Source organism: Psychrobacter sp. 1U2 (assembly GCF_051847575.1).
Window position 1 is genome coordinate 103,413 of record NZ_JBPYDC010000007.1, and the last position, 17,723, is coordinate 121,135.

The 17,723-nt window shown below is 45.8% G+C and carries 13 protein-coding genes; 9 read left to right on the forward strand and 4 right to left on the reverse strand.

Features of this window, described 5'->3' with window-relative positions:
* Positions 1–50 precede the first annotated feature (50 nt).
* The 8 genes from ACS8FD_RS05455 to ACS8FD_RS05490 all read left to right on the forward strand — a co-directional run bounded on the left by ACS8FD_RS05455 (position 51) and on the right by ACS8FD_RS05490 (position 11,793).
* Entirely contained in the window at positions 51–827 is a 777-nt protein-coding gene (locus ACS8FD_RS05455) for an enoyl-CoA hydratase (RefSeq protein WP_439274818.1), read from the forward strand.
* Positions 828–881: 54 nt separating this feature from the next.
* Positions 882–2,456 (forward strand): 3-hydroxyacyl-CoA dehydrogenase, encoded by a 1,575-nt coding sequence (locus tag ACS8FD_RS05460; RefSeq protein ID WP_439274819.1) that lies wholly within the window; start codon positions 882–884, stop codon positions 2,454–2,456.
* An 87-nt stretch (positions 2,457–2,543) separates the two neighbouring features.
* Positions 2,544–3,746: a 3-oxoadipyl-CoA thiolase gene (locus ACS8FD_RS05465; RefSeq protein WP_439274820.1), complete on the forward strand. Its 1,203-nt coding sequence runs from the start codon at positions 2,544–2,546 to the stop codon at positions 3,744–3,746.
* 501 nt (positions 3,747–4,247) lie between these two features.
* Positions 4,248–5,399: an acyl-CoA dehydrogenase family protein gene (locus ACS8FD_RS05470; protein WP_439274821.1), complete on the forward strand. Its 1,152-nt coding sequence runs from the start codon at positions 4,248–4,250 to the stop codon at positions 5,397–5,399.
* A gap of 115 nt (positions 5,400–5,514) precedes the next feature.
* Positions 5,515–6,723: an acetyl-CoA C-acetyltransferase gene (locus tag ACS8FD_RS05475; protein ID WP_439274822.1), complete on the forward strand. Its 1,209-nt coding sequence runs from the start codon at positions 5,515–5,517 to the stop codon at positions 6,721–6,723.
* Positions 6,724–6,778: 55 nt separating this feature from the next.
* Positions 6,779–8,956 carry a 3-hydroxyacyl-CoA dehydrogenase NAD-binding domain-containing protein gene (locus ACS8FD_RS05480; protein WP_439274823.1) on the forward strand — a complete coding sequence of 726 codons (2,178 nt, stop codon included), beginning with the start codon at positions 6,779–6,781 and terminating at the stop codon, positions 8,954–8,956.
* Positions 8,949–10,058, forward strand: a complete 1,110-nt coding sequence (locus ACS8FD_RS05485) for a CaiB/BaiF CoA transferase family protein (RefSeq protein ID WP_439274824.1) — start codon at positions 8,949–8,951, stop codon at positions 10,056–10,058. The genes ACS8FD_RS05480 and ACS8FD_RS05485 overlap by 8 nt, the downstream gene beginning before the upstream one ends.
* 43 nt (positions 10,059–10,101) lie before the next feature.
* Entirely contained in the window at positions 10,102–11,793 is a 1,692-nt protein-coding gene (locus tag ACS8FD_RS05490) for an AMP-binding protein (protein WP_439274825.1), read from the forward strand.
* A gap of 76 nt (positions 11,794–11,869) precedes the next feature.
* Here the strand turns inward: ACS8FD_RS05490 and ACS8FD_RS05495 are convergent, their stop codons facing one another.
* Both ACS8FD_RS05495 and ACS8FD_RS05500 read right to left on the reverse strand, forming a co-directional pair.
* Positions 11,870–12,604, reverse strand: coding sequence for a TetR/AcrR family transcriptional regulator (locus ACS8FD_RS05495; protein ID WP_439274826.1), 735 nt, complete (start codon positions 12,602–12,604; stop codon positions 11,870–11,872).
* Positions 12,605–12,826: 222 nt separating this feature from the next.
* Positions 12,827–12,988: a hypothetical protein gene (locus ACS8FD_RS05500; protein ID WP_439274827.1), complete on the reverse strand. Its 162-nt coding sequence runs from the start codon at positions 12,986–12,988 to the stop codon at positions 12,827–12,829.
* Positions 12,989–13,206: 218 nt separating this feature from the next.
* Between ACS8FD_RS05500 and ACS8FD_RS05505 the strand changes: the two genes are divergently transcribed.
* A complete protein-coding gene (locus ACS8FD_RS05505; RefSeq protein ID WP_439274829.1) occupies positions 13,207–15,753 on the forward strand; it encodes an SDR family NAD(P)-dependent oxidoreductase in 2,547 nt (848 codons plus the stop codon).
* Positions 15,754–15,776: 23 nt separating this feature from the next.
* On the opposite strand, the gene pstB is transcribed toward ACS8FD_RS05505, so the two are convergent.
* Together pstB and pstA are read right to left on the reverse strand one after the other, a co-directional pair.
* Positions 15,777–16,556, reverse strand: a complete 780-nt coding sequence (gene pstB / locus ACS8FD_RS05510) for a phosphate ABC transporter ATP-binding protein PstB (protein ID WP_439274853.1) — start codon at positions 16,554–16,556, stop codon at positions 15,777–15,779.
* A 231-nt stretch (positions 16,557–16,787) separates the two neighbouring features.
* The gene (gene pstA, locus ACS8FD_RS05515) at positions 16,788–17,702 is read right to left on the reverse strand and encodes a phosphate ABC transporter permease PstA (RefSeq protein WP_439244329.1); all 915 of its coding nucleotides are present in this window, start codon (positions 17,700–17,702) and stop codon (positions 16,788–16,790) included.
* Positions 17,703–17,723 lie beyond the last annotated feature (21 nt).

The following is a 17,723-nucleotide window of genomic DNA, read 5'->3' on the forward strand; positions in this document are numbered from 1 at the left end:
CGCAGTGCGGTATTTTTTAATATCGATAAGTACCTATTAAGGATAGCTTCATGGAAGAATCAATTATTATTTGTGAGACACTAGATAGTGGCGTGAGTGTGATAACCCTTAATCGTCCCAAAGTTCGCAATGCTTTGAATGCTGAATTGCGCGAGCAAATGGCAGAGATTTTCGTCAAATTAAACGATGATCCAAAGACCAAAGCTATCGTACTTACTGGCGGTAATAAAGTGTTCGCCGCTGGTGCCGATATCAACGACTTCTTAACCGCAAAGACAGTCGATATCTATCTACGTCATAGCGAACAATATTGGGATGCTATCACCAATTGTCGCAAGCCTATTATTGCCGCTGTTAATGGCTATGCTCTGGGCGGCGGCTGTGAGCTTGCCATGCACGCTGACATTATTGTCGCGGGCAAGTCGGCTAAGTTTGGGCAACCTGAGATTAAAATAGGCTTGATGCCGGGAGCAGGGGGCACGCAGCGGCTATTTCGCGTGCTTGGCAAACACAAAGCTATGAAGCTGATATTGACGGGCGATATGATAAGGGCTCAGGAAGCAGATCAGATGGGGTTAGTGTCCGAAGTGGTTGACGATGAGGCGACTATTGAGCGTGCTATCGAGATCGCTGAACAGCTGGCAGGTTACTCGCCCATTGCCTTAAGCCAAATCAAAGAAGTTGCCAATCTAGGCGCCGATATGCCATTGCAAGCGGCGTTAGCTTTAGAGCGTAAAGCCTTCCAGATTTTGTTCGATACCGAAGACCAAAAAGAAGGGGCAAAAGCTTTTTTAGAAAAGCGTGATGCCAACTATAAAGGGCAGTAGTCGGTTACATTAGAGAATTATCACAGCTAAATCACGATCATATAAAGGAATATTATGACTATTAAATCATTGGCCATTATTGGCACTGGCGTTATGGGTATGGGTATTGCCCAAATCGCCGCGCAAGCGGGCATTGACGTACTCTTGTTCGACGCTAAAGCAGGCGCCGCTGAAGAAGGACGTCAATCGCTCAAAGCCACCCTTGAAAAACTGGCGGCTAAAGGTAAGTTTACCGATAAGCAACTGCAAGCGACTTTATCAAACCTAACCGTGATTGAAGATATAGCCAAAATTGCCGAGGTAGATGTCGTTATTGAAGCGATTATTGAGAATTTAGAGATCAAACAGCAGCTGTTTAAACAGTTAGAGAGCCTTGTCACGGCTGAGACTATTTTGGCCACCAATACCTCATCGCTAGCGGTGACCGCGATTGCCTCCGTCTGTGAGTACCCAGAGCGCGTGGCAGGATTTCACTTTTTTAATCCCGTGCCGCTCATGAAAATAGTGGAAGTAATTCCGGGACTCTCTACTGACCATCGTATTGTAGAAACGCTGACAGATTTAGCCACACGCATGGGGCATCTAGGCGTCGTCGCAAAAGACACTCCAGGATTTATTGTCAATCATGGCGGCAGAGCTTTTGGTACAGAAGCGCTAAAAATACTAGGCGATGGTGTGGCTACTGTTGAGGATATCGATCGTATTTTACGTGAAGGGGCTGGCTTTCGGATGGGACCGTTTGAGCTGATGGATCTCACTGGCATCGATGTGTCGCATCCAGTTATGGAATCGATTTATAACCAATATTATTTTGAGCCTCGCTATCGCCCGCATCCCTTGACCCGTCAAATGCTGATAGGCAAAAAGCTGGGTCGTAAAGTTGGTGAGGGCTTTTATCATTACGCAGAAAATAAAAAACAAGAGAGTCAAAAAGCGACAGCAAATACGAATCAACAATCACCTTATAAGACAGATTGTGATACCTCAAACATATCAGTTTGGATTGGCGCAGATTTAGCAGCAGATAAACAACAGCTGGTCGATTATCTCAATACTAAAGACATCGCTATCGACGACAACGATAAGCCAAATCCTGACAGTTTGATATTGCTGGCCATCTACGGCGAAGATACCACTAATGCGGCTATTCGCTATCAAGTGAACCCTCAACAATCGGTCGCCATCGATATGCTGACTGATTTATCCAAGCATCGCACCCTGATGCCAAGTATCGTTACAGAGGACAGATTTGTGGCGCAAGCTTATGCATTGTTTGGTAGAAATAATAAGTTTGCGAAAAGCTCAAATGATGCTGTCGATGCCACGCTCATTACGGAAAGTACTGGCTTTGTCGCTCAGCGAGTCGTTGCTATGGTGATTAATTTAGGTTGTGATATGGCGATGCAAGGCATAGCTACGCCAAAAGATATCGACAATGCGATCAAGCTTGGACTTGGATATCCATACGGTCCTATCTCATGGGGTGATGAGCTTGGTGCTTCGCGGGTTTTACTTATCTTACAGCGTATTTACGCGCTCACAGGCGACCCACGTTATCGGCCAAGCCCTTGGCTACAGCGCCGCGCCAAACTGGGCATTTCATTATTTACTCAGCAGAGCAACTACTAATACCAATACTGATGCTAAGCGGTGGCTCAATTCTATAAACACTATATTTTACTTATAAAAACGCTCAAAACATAACAAGGAACAGTAATGTTAGATGCCTATATTTATGATGGATTAAGAAGCCCTTTTGGTCGCTATGGAGGCGCATTAGCCACCGTGCGTCCTGATGATATGATTGCGGCAGTGATCAAAGCTTTGGTCGAAAAGCACCAATTATCTAGCGATGTCTTCGATGAAGTACTGATCGGCAACACCAATCAAGCCGGTGAAGACTCACGCAATATCGCCCGTAATGCTGCTCTACTAGCAGGATTAGATGTCACAACGCCCGGTCAAACCGTCAATCGCTTATGCGCGTCAGGGCTGTCCACTGTCATCGATGCTGCCCGAAGTATTACTTCTAAGGAGGGTGAGATATTTTTAGCAGGTGGCGTGGAGTCAATGACCCGCGCGCCTTTTGTCTTTGCTAAGACTGAAACGCCTTTTAGTCGTGAATGTAAAGTATTTGATACGACCATTGGTAGCCGCTTTCCCAATCCTATTTTGATCAAAGCGTTTGGCAGCGATAGCATGCCGCAAACGGGTGATAACGTTGCGCGCAAATACGGTATCAGCCGGGAAGAGGTAGACAAATTTGCAGCTGACTCGCAAGCGAAATATCAAGCTGCTAAACAAGCAGGGTTCTTTGACGATGAGATTACGCCCATCATGGTGTCGCAAGGTAAAAAGCTACCTGATAAAGCGATAGTAGAAGATGAGCATCCGCGTGCCAGATCTACTGTGGAGGCGCTACAAAAACTTAAGCCTTTAAATGACAATGGGGTGGTCACAGCAGGCAATGCCTCAGGTATCAATGATGGGGCAGCGGCGCTCATTATTGGCTCAAAGCAAGCAGAGGAAAAGTTAGGCTTTAAGCCTATTGCTAAAATTCTCTCATCGGGCGCGATGGGCATTGAACCAAATATCATGGGCGTAGGCCCTGTTGAAGCGATAAAGCTAGCGTTAAAACGTGCTGACTTAACCCTTGATGATATGTCTATCATTGAGATTAATGAGGACTTTGCCTCGCAGGTACTGGGCTGTCTGAAAGGTTTGGATATTGATTTTGAGGATAAGCGAGTTAACCCTAATGGCGGGGCAATTGCCGTCGGACATCCGCTTGGCGCATCAGGCGCAAGGCTGGCGTTGAGTACGGCACGGGAGCTACAGCGCAAGGGCGGGCGATATGCGGTAGTTAGTTTATGTATTGGCATTGGGCAAGGACTGGCTATGGTGATAGAGCGCGTCTAAACCTATAAACCATCTCTCATTCAAAAGGGCCTGTTTTCGTACCATGTTTTACTTATCTATATCTTTGATATTTTAATGACGATACGTCCTTTCTATGTTTCTTTATCTAAACCTTTTAATTTAGAATTCTTAAACTTCTATCTCATTTTATCTATCGATGCAGCCATCTATGCGGCCGTACAAGACAGCCTACGTTGGTATTTATCTAAAGATAACGTAAGCTTTTCAATTTTTCCATAATGGCTATGAGCAATCGCGTTACCAACCTACATCATCCAATCATATATATAAAGGTAATAAAAATTACCATTAATAAAATATGGGTTGCAACCTAATACTTACTATTTTAGTATAAATTGCATAGTCTACTACTTAAAAATGACAATTGATATTTTGCAAGGGTAATTAATATTACTATTTATAATTAATTTGATCATCAACGTTTTTAGACTATCATTATTGATTTAATTATTACTAAGAAACCTGTCAAGGAAAGATGATATGAGTATTCGAACATTTTCAGCAAAATGGATGACTGAAGAGCACGAAATGGTATACGACAGTGCCTTAAAAATGTTCCAAAGCTGGGAAGATAGAGACGAAGGATGGCGTGATAAGGGTATGATCGACCGCGATGCTTGGGAAGAGGCTGGCGAGATGGGCTTTTTATGTGCGTCAATACCAGAAGAATACGGCGGTGGCGGCGGCGACTTTGGTCATGAAGCCGCTATTCTATTGGCGCAAGCGCAAGCGAACCAAGCAGGTTATGGCGGTATGGTGCATTCAGGTATTGTAGCGCCCTATATCTATAAGCTTGGCACCGAAGATCAGAAGAAAACCTTGTTACCAAAAATGGCAACGGGCGAGTATATTGGCGCTATTGCGATGACTGAACCGGGTACGGGTTCTGATTTGCAAGCCATTAAGACTTATGCGACAAAGGATGGTGACGACTATATCATTAATGGTTCCAAAACTTTTATCACCAACGGTCAGCATGCCAATATTGTACTATTAGCCTGTAAAACAGACCGCGATAAGGGCGCGCAAGGCGTCTCTCTTATCCTAGTTGAGACGGATGGTTTAGAAGGATTTTCGCGTGGTCGTAACCTCAAAAAGACGGGCCTTGCTGGACAAGATACCTCAGAGCTCTTCTTTGATAATGTCCGTGTACCCCAAAAAAACGTCCTAGGCGGTATGGAAGGTTTAGGCTTTATGCACATGATGCAAGAGCTGCCACAAGAGCGCCTGATTATTGCCCTAAGTGGCTGCGGCGCTATGAAGCTGGCTTTAGAGCTGACACTCGATTATGTTAAACAGCGTGAAGCCTTTGGTAAGCCGATTTGGAAGTTTCAAAATACGCGCTTTAAGCTCGCTGAGGTGCAAGCGGATTATTTAGCGGTAAAAACCTTATGCGATTCGGCAGTGGAAGCGCAAATAGCGGGAACACTTGATGCCGCACAAGCCTCGCTCATTAAGTACTGGGTGACTGAAAAACAGTGCAAAACGATGGATGAGTGTCTGCAACTATTCGGCGGTTACGGTTATATGTCAGAGTATCCAATCGCTCGTATGTATGCTGATGCTCGCGTACAAAAAATCTACGGCGGCACCAATGAGATCATGAAAGAGCTGGCGTCACGCTTTATGTAGTTTCTATAATCGAGACAGAGCTATAGACTTGTAATATTAAACATTAATTGAGAAGGATGCGTCCTTCTTGATATCTTATTATTTATCACTTATCAAAAATACTAAAGGGATTTTTATGACTGAGACCGCTTATATTTATGACAGTATTCGTACCCCGCGTGGTAAAGGCAAGAAGGACGGGTCTTTATATCAAGCTTCTCCTACTTGGCTCGTTCGTGGCTTATTAAAAGAAATGGAGCAGCGTCATCACTTGGATACGAGCTTGGTTGACGACGTGGTGCTCGGCTGCGTAACCCCTGTGGGTGAACAAGGCTCTGATATTGCGCGTACCGCGGTTCTTGATGCGGGCTGGGCGCAGAGCGCTGCAGGCTTAACCTTATCTCGATTCTGTGCCTCAGGCCTGGAGTCTATCAATCTTGCTGCGGCCAAAGTCATGTCTGGTATGGAGGATTTGGTCGTCGCAGGTGGCGTTGAGTCTATGAGCCGCGTGCCGATGGGATCAGACGGCGGTTCATGGTATATGGATCCGCGTGTTAACGATGCCACAAGCTTTGTCCCACAAGGCGTTGGTGCTGATACCATAGCGACGCTCAAAGGCTTTAGTCGTAGGGATGTCGATGAGTTTGCCACTCAGTCACATCAAAGAGCCGCCAATGCTTGGGAGCAGGGCTATTTTGATAAGTCGGTGGTACCCGTCACAGACCTTAACGGTATGTTGTTATTAGCTAAAGACGAAACTATTCGCCCGAATACGGATATCGCCACCTTAGCAAAGCTAAATCCGTCTTTTATTATGCCTGGCAAGATGGGCTTTGATAGCGTCATCTTGGACAAATACACCACGATCGAAACTGTCAATCATGTGCATCACGCAGGTAATTCATCTGGCATTGTCGATGGTGCAGCGATATGCCTAGTCGGTAGCGCTGCGGCTGGCAAAAAAGCGGGTCTCAAGCCGCGCGCCAAGATTACTATGGCCTCAGTCATCGGCTCCGAGCCTGCCATCATGCTGACTGGTCCGACGCCTGCCTGCCAAAAAGCGCTAGACAAAGCGGGCATGCAAGCCTCTGATATCGATCTTTGGGAGATCAACGAAGCTTTTGCCGCGGTTCCTATGAACGCCGCTCATGACTTAGGTATCTCGCTGGATATCGTCAACGTCAATGGTGGTGCTATTGCCATGGGTCATCCGCTAGGGGCGACGGGTGCGATGCTAATGACCACTGTATTAGATGAGCTAGAACGCCGTGACCTAAAAACCGCCATGCTGACGTTGTGCGTTGGTGGTGGTATGGGTATTGCGACTATTATCGAGCGCGTTTAAACATTTAATCATCACATAGATAGTGATAACTAAGAGATCATTTAAAGGATAAAAAATGACTACAAATACAGATAGCATTGATACTATTAATAATCTAGCCAATTTTTCAGCGCAACGTGATGATGACATCGTTACGGTCAGTATCGATCAAAGCGCGCGCAAAATGAATGTCATCGGCGACGGTTTTACCGAAGCTTTCGCTGTTATGACGGACAGCTTTATCAATGATGAGTCTGCCAAAGGTTTGATTTTGACCTCAGCAAAAGACAGCTTTGTCGTCGGTGCTGATATCGATCAGCTGTCTAACATAGAAACTGCAGAGCAAGCCTTTGATCTGGTTGAAGACTTAAAAGGCAGCCTACGTAAACTTGAAACCTCGGGTAAACCTGTGGTCGCTGCCATGACTGGCACAGCATTGGGCGGCGGCTTGGAGCTTGCTTTATCCTGTCACTACCGCATCGCGATCGACTCGCTAAAAACCAAACTGGGTCTACCTGAAGTCAAGCTTGGCTTGCTACCGGGCGGCGGCGGTACTCAGCGTCTACCAAGACTGGTTGGTATCCAAAAAGCGCTTGAGCTGATGACGCAAGGAGTCGAGTTGCGCCCATCCGCTGCCAAAGAGATCGGTCTTATCGACGCCACCGCGACGGATAAGGATGATATGTTAGCGCAAGCAAAAGCTTGGATAAAAGCCAATCCAAAAGCGCAGCAACCTTGGGATAAAAAAGGCTTTAAAATCCCCGGCGGTGATAGCAAGCATCCAAAAGTGGTGCAAGTATTCTCTATCGCGCCTGCCATGGCCAATCAAAAGTCGCACGGTAACTATCCAGCGATTACCCATATCATGTCCTCTGTCTTTGAAGGCTGCCTAGTCGATATCGATACTGGTCTTGAGCTTGAATCGCGCTATTTTGCTGCTTGCGTGCTGTCAAGCGAATCTAGAAATATGATCAATACCCTCTGGACGCAGCTTAATAGCATTAAAAAAGGTCAGTCACGCCCAGAAGGGTATGAGCGTTATAAAACCAAAAAAGTGGGCATTTTGGGCGCTGGCATGATGGGTGCGGGTATCGCTTACGTGTCTGCTAAGGCGGGTATGGAGGTGGTATTGCTCGATACGGCTATCGAAGGCGCTGAAAAGGGCAAAAGCTATTCTACTAAGCTGCTAGACAAGGCTATCAGCCGCGGGCGCTCAACGGAAGAGAAAAAACGAGCACTGCTTGATAAGATAAAAACCACCGTATCTTATGATGATTTAGAAGGCTGTGATTTAATCATCGAAGCTGTCTTTGAAGATGTAGATATTAAAGCAGAATGTACGCGCAAATCTGAAGCCGTTATTCCAGAAACCGCCGTTTATGCTTCTAATACCTCAACCTTGCCTATCACTGAGCTTGCCCGCGCCAGTGAACGCCCAAATCAGTTCATCGGTCTGCATTTCTTCTCGCCAGTAGATAAGATGCCCTTGGTTGAGATTATCGTTGGTGAACAAACGGATGATGCAACCTTAGCAAAAGCCTTTGACTATGTTGGTCAAATCGGTAAGACGCCAATCGTAGTTAATGACAGTCGCGGCTTCTACACCTCGCGCGTTTTTGGAACTTATGTGTCAGAAGGTATTGCGATGTTAGGTGAGGGTATCCATCCTCGCAGCATCGAAGTAGCAGGTATGAAGTCTGGTATGCCGATGCCGCCGCTGGCGCTACAAGATGAAGTCTCGTTAAGTCTGTCACTACACGTGATGGGGCAGACTAAAAAGGCCATGCAAGCGGAAGGTAAAACCTTTACGCCGCATCCTGCCATGCCAGTGGTTGAAAAAATGGTCAACGAGCTAGGACGCGAAGGTAAAAAAGTCGCCAAAGGCTTTTATGAGTATCCTGAAAAAGGCGACAAGCACTTATGGCCCAAGCTCACCGAACTGTATCCAACGACAGATGAGCAGCCGTCTCAGCAAGACTTGATAGACCGTCTACTTTACGTCCAAGCCAATGAGACCGCGAAGTGTTTCGAAGAAAACGTTGTCCGTACAGTGGCTGATGCCAACATCGGCTCTATCTTCGGTTGGGGTTTTGCGCCGAACCAAGGCGGTACGTTGCAGTTCATCAACTCAGTAGGCGTCGATAAGTTTGTCGCGCGTAGTCGTGAGCTGGCGGAGAAGTATGGCGCACGTTTTGAGCCTGCGCAAATATTAGTGGATATGGCTACGAGTGGCGAGGAGTTTGTAGATGGCTAATCAAGCGGATGCTATGAAAGACTGCTTACAAGGGCTGCGCGTCGTTGATTTGACGCGCAACCTGCCAGGCCCTTTTGCGACTAGGCTGCTTGCAGATTTGGGTGCAGATATTATAAAAATCGAGCCGAAAGGCGGCGATCCAGCCCGCGCTTTTGGTGAGCTGTTTAGCGCTTTGAACCATGGTAAAGAGACGCAAAAAGTTGATTTCCGTGATCCACAAGGCATAGAAGCCATCAAAACGCATCTAAAAGAAAGCGACGTGATGCTCGACAGTTTCCGTCCTGAGGTGCTTGAGGGCATGGGGCTAGATGCTAAGACCTTGCATGCCATTAATCCAAAGCTGGTCATGGTATCGATTACTGGCTATGGCGTAGCTGATGGAATATCTGATGGCAGTGACGATTCTCAAATAGCTCATGACTGGGCGGATAAAGCAGGACACGATATCAACTTTATGGCGATGAGCGGGGTACTCGATCAGTTAAAGACGGCAAATGGCGCGCAGGCTATGCCTAACATCCAGTTTGCCGATTTGGCGGGCGGTAGTGATACCGCTGTCATTGCCCTGCTCGCAGCAGTCTTTGCCGCCCAGCGTACGGGCAAAGGACGCCATGTCGCTGTCAGTATGACCCATAGTTTATATAACCATATGGTAATGCCAAAAGCGACTGGAAAACTGGTTGCGAGCTTTTCTGGCAAAAATCCAAAGCCGCAACATGATTTCTTAGGTGGTCTGTTGCCTTGCTATCGGTTGTACAAAACCGCAGACGGCCGTCATATGGCAGTAGGCTCACTCGAGCTAAAATTCTGGCAAGGGTTATGCGAGGTGTTAGAGCTACCTGAGCTCAAAGACGCTCATTGGCAACGCGGGGTTATGCCCAACCTACCTGAGAGTCAAAAAGCGACAAAAGCGGTCGCTGAAAAGTTTGCCAGTCAGCCTTTAAGTCATTGGCAGCAAGTATTCGCGTCAGCCGATGTTTGTGTGACGCCTGTACTTAGTTTAGAAGAAGCCAAAGCACATGCGTTATTTGCCCATCAAGATGGTCATCAGAGTACCTTAGGATGGCAGATGATTAAGGAGTCGTGCACAGATAACGCTTGAGAAGTATGAATTCTCTTAAACCAATTACCAAGGAAGGTAAGTTATGGATAAATTTTGGACACAGAGTTATCCAGCGGGGGTCAATGCACATATAGATCGACCACTTAGTACCGTGCTAGATATATTCGATGATAAATTGCAAGAATTTGCTGCTCGTGAGTTTACTAGTAATATGGGCGTGAGCTACTCTTATGCGCAAATTGATAAAGTGTCATTGAAAATTGCCGCTTGGATTCAAGGTTTGGGACTTGCCAAAGGCTCAGTCATAGGGATTATGATGCCTAACGTCCATCAGTACTTGCCTATTGTCATCGGCGTTATACGCGCAGGTATGGTGACCACCTTAATCAACCCATTGTATAGCCCTCGCGAGTTAAAACATCAGCTGATTGACTCCAATGCCTCAGCAATTTTTATCTTAGAACCCTTTTGTAATACGCTCGAGAAAATAGTCGATGCAACCTTAGTCAAGACTGTCGTTATTAGTAAAATTGGCGATATGCTAGGAGCGGCAAAAGGCGGGCTTGTAGATATCGCTGCAAAATATCTAAAAAAAGCCATCCCTAATTATCAGCTTGCATCCAATGCCAGCTATAGTGTCATTAGCTATAAAGGCCTGCTAAAACAAGCGAAATATCTGCCTTATACTCGTCCAGATATTAGCCAAAATGACTTATTAATGTTGCAATATACGGGCGGCACGACAGGTGTCGCCAAGGGTATCTTGATCAATAATAAAAATGTGGTCACGGCGACTTATCAGTACGTTGAATGGTTCAAACCGGTTTATGCTGACATTGCTGATGGCGTTCAGATGAACACCATTATTGCCCTGCCGCTTTATCATATTTATGCTTTTATCTGCTCGATAGTCGGTTTGACGGTAGGTCAGCATCTCACGTTAGTCACTAACCCTCGTGATATTGATAGCTTTATTAAAATATTAGGTAAGCGCCCTTTTCATCTTCTGCCGGGGGTGAATACTTTATTTCAAGCCTTTGTCAATAATCCTGACTTTAAGAAACTAGACTTCTCTGAATGCAAATTGACGGTGGTTGGCGGTATGGCAGCAACTCCTGAAACGGCTAAGCGCTGGCTTGAAGTCACAGGATTACCTATCCTCGAGGGCTGGGGAATGTCAGAGACCTTAGGGGTAGGAACCGCCAATCCGTTTGACGGTACTGAGTACAGTGGCAACGTCGGCTTACCACTACCTGGAGTCGATATTAGTATCCGAAATGATGAAGGAGAGATTTTAGAGTTAGGTGAGGTGGGCGAGATGTGCATCAAAGGCGATAACGTCATCACAACTTATCATAATATTGACAATGCTAAGTTTTTTACTGCTGACGGCTACCTAAAAACCGGTGATATCGCTTCTATGAATGAGCAAGGCGCTATCAAAATATATGATCGCAAAAAAGATATGATTATCGTCAGCGGCTTTAATGTGTATCCCAATGAAGTCGAAAATATCATCGAGACCCATCCCAAGGTGGCGGAGTGCTCCGTGGTTGGTATTGCTGATAAGCGCCAAGGTCAATCGGTTAAAGCTTATATCGTAAAGGGCGATCCTAGTTTGAATGAAGAAGATATAAAAGCGCTGTGTAAAGAAAATCTAGCCGGCTACAAATGTCCTCGTCACATTGAGTTTATAACCGAGCTACCCAAATCTACTGTCGGTAAAATACTACGTCATGAGCTTAGAAAATCAGCCAATACCGCTGAAATGTAGTTTTCAGTCATAAGGTATACGTAAGCTGAGCTAAAAAACTCAGCTTTTTACTATGTGGATTTGTTTAATGATCTGTTCATAGTGCCGATAGCTCAGGCTTAGACATAGAGCGCCACAATATACTAAATAAAGCATCAAAATTTGCGTTCAATGGCTCTTTGGCTTGACGAATAGTTTGCATAATACCAAGGCGACTGATAAACCCCATAAACACATCGAATAAAATGTGCAATGGAACCGTATCAACCAATACTCCGCGCTTTTGACCATCCTCAAGCACACTCAAAAAAGCATTAATAAGCTCTTTGTTATTGTAAATAGCGATGTTATGAAAACGCGCTATCGATACTTTGGATAACACCATCACCGCGTCAGGATGAGTATCGACAAAATCCAAGCAAACCCATAGCGTTTTACGTAGACGATCTTCTACGCTATCAATGCCTTGCAAGTGATCCATCATCCTTGTCGCGAGCCTGCCTAACACTAAATCCATAATGGTATAAAGCACCGTTTGCTTATCGCCAAAATACTTATAGAGCGTCTGTAGCGATACATTTGCAGCCTTGGCAATTTGTATCATCGTAATATCGCTAGCATCACTACCCGCAAAAAGCTGGCGCACGGCTTTCTCTATTTTATCCAAAGTGGCCGGGCGCATATCGGATAATGGCGCTAGTGCTACAGGTTTGGTTTCACCGTCTACTTTAGAGTTTTCACTATTGATTTTACTGTTTTTACTAGCTGCGTCTGTCTTAGTGCTAGCTTGATGCTTAGTACTGGACTGCGGTTTTGAGCGAGTATTTTTCATAGCTCATTTTCCTTTATACACTGTCTTTTAAATTATTTAATTTTAGAGGTGTTTTAACGATAATTATAATTACCACTATATAATAAATACTTGTAGAATCGGTATTAATTTTATTAAATAAAGATAAATTGTTTTGATCTGTATGGTGATTTTAGTAAGAAATTAATAGTAACCTTAATTACTATAAATTCTGTAAATATATATTATTCTACTTTGGAAAGATTAGTTATGCTGGTATTCTTTGTCATCGACTCGGGTGAGATTGTTATCATTAGACAGATATACCCAAAGCACGTCATTGGTTTTAGCGGGATTAAAGGCAATATTAGGAAGCCTACCGAGCACCTTTGAAAAGGTTATGAGACCAGAGTTGTACGCGCTCATAAGATATCCTTATCTTAGGTGAGGATCATCAGTACCAGGTCTTAAAGCATTAGGAGGTTTTTGGTTTAGTGTACACTTGTAAGTCATTATAAAACTTACGATTAGTAGATAATTGTAAGATAATAAATAATCTAAAAGATTACCTCATTTATCATTTTTTTGTTATCTATAGTTAAATTAACTTTATTAATGAGGGCTGTTTTATTAGTAGGCTCAAGATGCTTAAGAGAGCTTCAGGCTTTGGCTCATCATGGAGAGGGATTGATATGGATATTAAACGGACTGCAAAACCCAAACGTACGCCTGCCGATCGTATTGCCGATCTGTTATTAGAAGCTGAGCCTACCCGTCAATTCCGTCGAATCAAACGTTTGCTTGCTGGTCGCTCTTTCGCGGACGAGCTGCGCCGAAAAGTGCAAGGCAAGCGTATCTTAGTCACTGGCGCGTCTTCAGGAGTGGGTCGTAGTGCGGCTTTATCTTTGCTTGAAGCTGGTGCACACGTGTTACTCGTCGCGCGCCGTAGCGATAAACTGCAAGAAGTCGCTGACACCGCGGCTGGCTTTGATGGCAAGGCGTTTATCTATACTTGTGATCTCAGTGAGGATAATGACCGTGAAAACCTCATTGCGCAGGTGATTAAAGAGCATGGCGGTGTCGATACCATCGTCAATAATGCCGGTCGCTCTATCCGCCGCACGATTTATGACGCTGCCGAGCGCTTACATGACTATGAGCGCGTCATGAAAATTAATTACTTCGGCGCGATTAACCTCACCATTCCTTTAGTCGATCGCATGCGCATCAGCGGTACTGGCGGCCATGTCATCAATATCTCAACGATGGGCACGCAGCTCTCAGGGACGCCAAGATTTGGCGCTTATATCGCCTCAAAGAACGCGCTCAATGGCTTTGCTGAGAGCGTATCTGCCGAGACTTATAATGATGGTATCAACTGGACGACGGTGCATCTGCCACTCACGCAAACGGAGATGATCGCGCCTGCGCAAAATACTTGGAACGCATATCCCAAGCTATCAGTTGAAGCCGGCGCGGACATGATTTTGTATGCCGTCGCCTATGAGCCGATACGCGTCTGGCATCCGGGTATTTTGGTGATGGGCGTGATCGATCGTCTATTTACCAAGTCGGCACTTAAATATAAATCGCTTGAGTTTCCAAGATATCAACCAAAAGAGCCGCTACCTAAAGTCGCTATTATTGGCGCTGGCATGTCAGGTATTGCGATGGCCAAAGCGCTAAAAGAAGCCGGAACCTCCAATTTTGTGATGTATGAAAAAGCGGACGCTGTGGGCGGTACTTGGCGGGATAATACTTATCCGGGTCTTGCTTGTGATGTGCCAGCACATTTTTATTGTTATAAAGATGAGCTATCGCCGAAGTGGAGCCATGTATTTGCGCCCGGTAAAGAGCTGCGAGATTATTTTGAATACGTCACCGAAAAACGCGGCTTGACCGAGCACATCAAATTCAATACTGAAATTGACGCCGCTAAATTTGAAGACGGTCGCTGGCAGATCAGCACTAAAGCTGGCGAGACTGACGAAGCTGACGTGCTAGTTTGTGCCACAGGAGTACTGCATCATCCTAATATGCCAGATATCAAAGGTATAGAAACCTTTGCAGGCGCAAGCTTTCATAGCGCACGTTGGGATCATAGCGTTGATTTAGAGGGTAAGCGTGTTGGTATCATCGGTAATGGCTCAACTGGCGTGCAAATACTCAGTGCATTATCCGAGCAGTGCGCGCAAGTGACTTTGTTTCAGCGCAGCGCGCAGTGGGTCATTAGCGCGCCGAACCCGGAGATTCCTAAACCGCTACGCACGCTAGCGGCAAAAGTACCTGCCATTCAGCGCTTGGCTTATAATGCTTCAGGTAAGCTATTTACCAATTTATTTCAAGCGCCATTGACACCTGGGTGGCAGCGATCTTTCTTTAGTAAGGGTGCTAAAGGTAGCCTGTCCCGAGTGGCTAACGATGGTTTGCGCGCGCGCTTGACGCCAGATTATGCACCGATGTGTAAGCGCATGATTTCTTCCCCGACCTTCTATAAAGCAGTACAGCAGCCTAATGTTGAGGTTTGCACCACCCATATCGAACGTATCGATCCAAAGGGGGTGATGACCAAAGACGGTCAACTACATGAGTTTGATATTTTAGTCTTCGCTACGGGCTTTCATGCGCAGTCTTATATGCGCCCAATGCAAGTGACAGGGCGTGACAGTATCGCCTTAGATGCCGCTTGGAACGAGGGACCCATTGCCCATAACACTACGATGATCCCAGGATTCCCTAATTTATTCACACTGATGGGACCCAACAGCCCTATTGGTAACTCCTCATTGGTCCCTATCGCCGAAGCGCAAGCCCAGTATGTCATAAACTGGATGGATCGCATGCGCCGTGAAGGTATTAGCGAGATTGAGCCGACTGTAGAGGCCACCGACGCCTTTTATGAAGAAGTGAACGAGGCGCTCGGGACGACAGTGTGGACGAGCGGTTGTAATAGCTGGTATCTGCATGAGGACGGTCGCCCCATCTTATGGCCATGGCCGCTTGATGAGCTTACCCGTCGTCTTACGCAAATCATCGAGTCCGATTTTCATATCAAGCGTGATGACAAGGCCGACGCCAAGATTGCAGACGGCTATAGCGCCGATTCAATTGCAGAGTTCAACAGTCAACTACTTAAACCCGATACCTTGAGTCCTCGGCCAGATTTGGCGGATAATGCCTCAACCAGCTAAACTGGGTTTAAAGCAACAGCCACTTAGCCATAACGACCGGTAATATAATCTTCAGTCGCTTTTTGTGCTGGATTGTTAAACATTTGATGGGTATCACCCATCTCTATCATGTCGCCTAAATACATATAAGCAGTGTAGTCGGAGACGCGCGCGGCCTGTTGCATATTGTGCGTTACGATAGCAATGGTATAGTCGTTTTTTAAATCGCTAATCAAATCTTCAATCGCACCAGTAGAGATAGGGTCAAGCGCTGATGTTGGCTCATCTAATAGCAAAACCTCAGGCTTCGTTGCTACTGCGCGGGCGATACAAAGTCGCTGCTGCTGTCCGCCAGATAATGACAAGCCTGATGCTTTAAGCTTGTCCTTCACCTCAGGCCATAACGCCGCTTTTTTAAGCGCCCACTCGACACGCTCATTTAGCTCTGCTTTGCTGAGCTTTTCATAGAGACGAACGCCAAATGCGACGTTGTCATAAATGGACATCGGGAAGGGTGTGGGCTTTTGAAAGACCATGCCGACTTGTGCCCGCAGCAAATTAACATCGGTATCTTTTGCCAAAATGTTTTGACCATCGAGGGTGATTTGACCTTCAGCATGCATACTCGGATACAAGTCGTACATACGGTTAAAGGTACGTAGTAGCGTTGATTTTCCGCAGCCTGATGGACCGATAAAAGCGGTGACCTTTTTTTCTGCAATATCAATGTTGATATTTTTTAACGCTTGAAAATCGCCATAATAAAAATCCAAATCGCGAATAGTCATCTTGGCAGGCGGCATGTTGTCCGGCATATCTGTCATAGTTTGTTTGATAAGATGGGCGATGTCTGGTTGAATATCCTGATTATTATCAAACATAGCGTCATCTAGTAAACAACGTTTGCGGCTTGTATATGTTAACGGCTTAGTTGCTCTTCTTTCTAATACATCAGTCATAATAGTATCCTCTTCTTTTAAAACTTTATTAATTTGAAAGCTTATTAAATGCAGGTATGGTTTCTACTCTTAGCCTTGTAGCTGGTTAGCCTTAAGCTATCTGCTATGGTCTTGCCCGCCGATAAAGCGCGCGGCAATATTTAATAGCAAGACCGTCGCAGTAATGAGAAGCGCCGCCGCCCAAGCTAATGCATGCCAATTGTCATAAGGGCTCATGGCAAATTGATAAATCGTATTGGGTAAATTGGCCATTGGCCCACTCATATCGGTACTGAAGTATTGGTTGTTTAGCGCGGTAAATAGCAAGGGCGCGGTCTCACCGGTAATACGCGCGAAAGCGAGCAGCACACCGGTGGTCAGACCTGCTTTGGCGGCTTTAAGCGTCACGGTGCTGACCAGCTTCCATTTTGGTGTGCCCAGTGCATAAGCCGCTTCGCGCAAGGTATTGGGCACTAGGTTTAGCATGTTTTCCGTCGTACGCACGACAATAGGAATGACAATTAGCGCCAATGCCAACGCACCGGCCCAACCTGAAAAGCTCTGTCCTTTAACCATCAGCGCATAAACAAACAGACCAATCACGATAGATGGCGCGGACAATAAAATATCATTTAAGAATCGAGTAACCTTGCCTAGCATACTGCCATTTGAAAACTCTGCTAAATAAATGCCAGCCATCATGCCCACTGGTGCCCCAATTGCTAATCCTGACACCGCCAATAGCGCTGAGCCAATAATGGCGTTGCGTAGACCACCTTCGGCCATTGGAGGCGGGGTATCTGCGCTAAAGACAGGCATCTCTATTAACCCTTGCAAGCCTTCCACAAACAGCGTAAATAAAATCCAAACCAGCCAAAATAGGCCAAATATAAGCGCTGATAAGGCAAAACCAAGCCCCAATCTATTGATAAAACGGCGCTTGTTATAAAGACGCTTGTTATAGCGATCTTCAAAGCGTACAGAAGGCTGGCTTGGCTGCGTAGTTTGCGTGGTGACTGGTGCGAAAGTCATGAAGTGTTTGTCCTTCTTAGG

Coding starts and splice junctions, on each gene's coding strand:
- ACS8FD_RS05455 (WP_439274818.1), top strand. CDS start 51: ATGGAAGAATCAATTATTATTTGTGAGACACTAGATAGTGGCGTGAGT.
- ACS8FD_RS05460 (WP_439274819.1), top strand. CDS start 882: ATGACTATTAAATCATTGGCCATTATTGGCACTGGCGTTATGGGTATG.
- ACS8FD_RS05465 (WP_439274820.1), top strand. CDS start 2,544: ATGTTAGATGCCTATATTTATGATGGATTAAGAAGCCCTTTTGGTCGC.
- ACS8FD_RS05470 (WP_439274821.1), top strand. CDS start 4,248: ATGAGTATTCGAACATTTTCAGCAAAATGGATGACTGAAGAGCACGAA.
- ACS8FD_RS05475 (WP_439274822.1), top strand. CDS start 5,515: ATGACTGAGACCGCTTATATTTATGACAGTATTCGTACCCCGCGTGGT.
- ACS8FD_RS05480 (WP_439274823.1), top strand. CDS start 6,779: ATGACTACAAATACAGATAGCATTGATACTATTAATAATCTAGCCAAT.
- ACS8FD_RS05485 (WP_439274824.1), top strand. CDS start 8,949: ATGGCTAATCAAGCGGATGCTATGAAAGACTGCTTACAAGGGCTGCGC.
- ACS8FD_RS05490 (WP_439274825.1), top strand. CDS start 10,102: ATGGATAAATTTTGGACACAGAGTTATCCAGCGGGGGTCAATGCACAT.
- ACS8FD_RS05495 (WP_439274826.1), bottom strand. CDS start 12,604: ATGAAAAATACTCGCTCAAAACCGCAGTCCAGTACTAAGCATCAAGCT.
- ACS8FD_RS05500 (WP_439274827.1), bottom strand. CDS start 12,988: ATGAGCGCGTACAACTCTGGTCTCATAACCTTTTCAAAGGTGCTCGGT.
- ACS8FD_RS05505 (WP_439274829.1), top strand. CDS start 13,207: ATGCTTAAGAGAGCTTCAGGCTTTGGCTCATCATGGAGAGGGATTGAT.
- pstB (WP_439274853.1), bottom strand. CDS start 16,556: ATGACAGATATGCCGGACAACATGCCGCCTGCCAAGATGACTATTCGC.
- pstA (WP_439244329.1), bottom strand. CDS start 17,702: ATGACTTTCGCACCAGTCACCACGCAAACTACGCAGCCAAGCCAGCCT.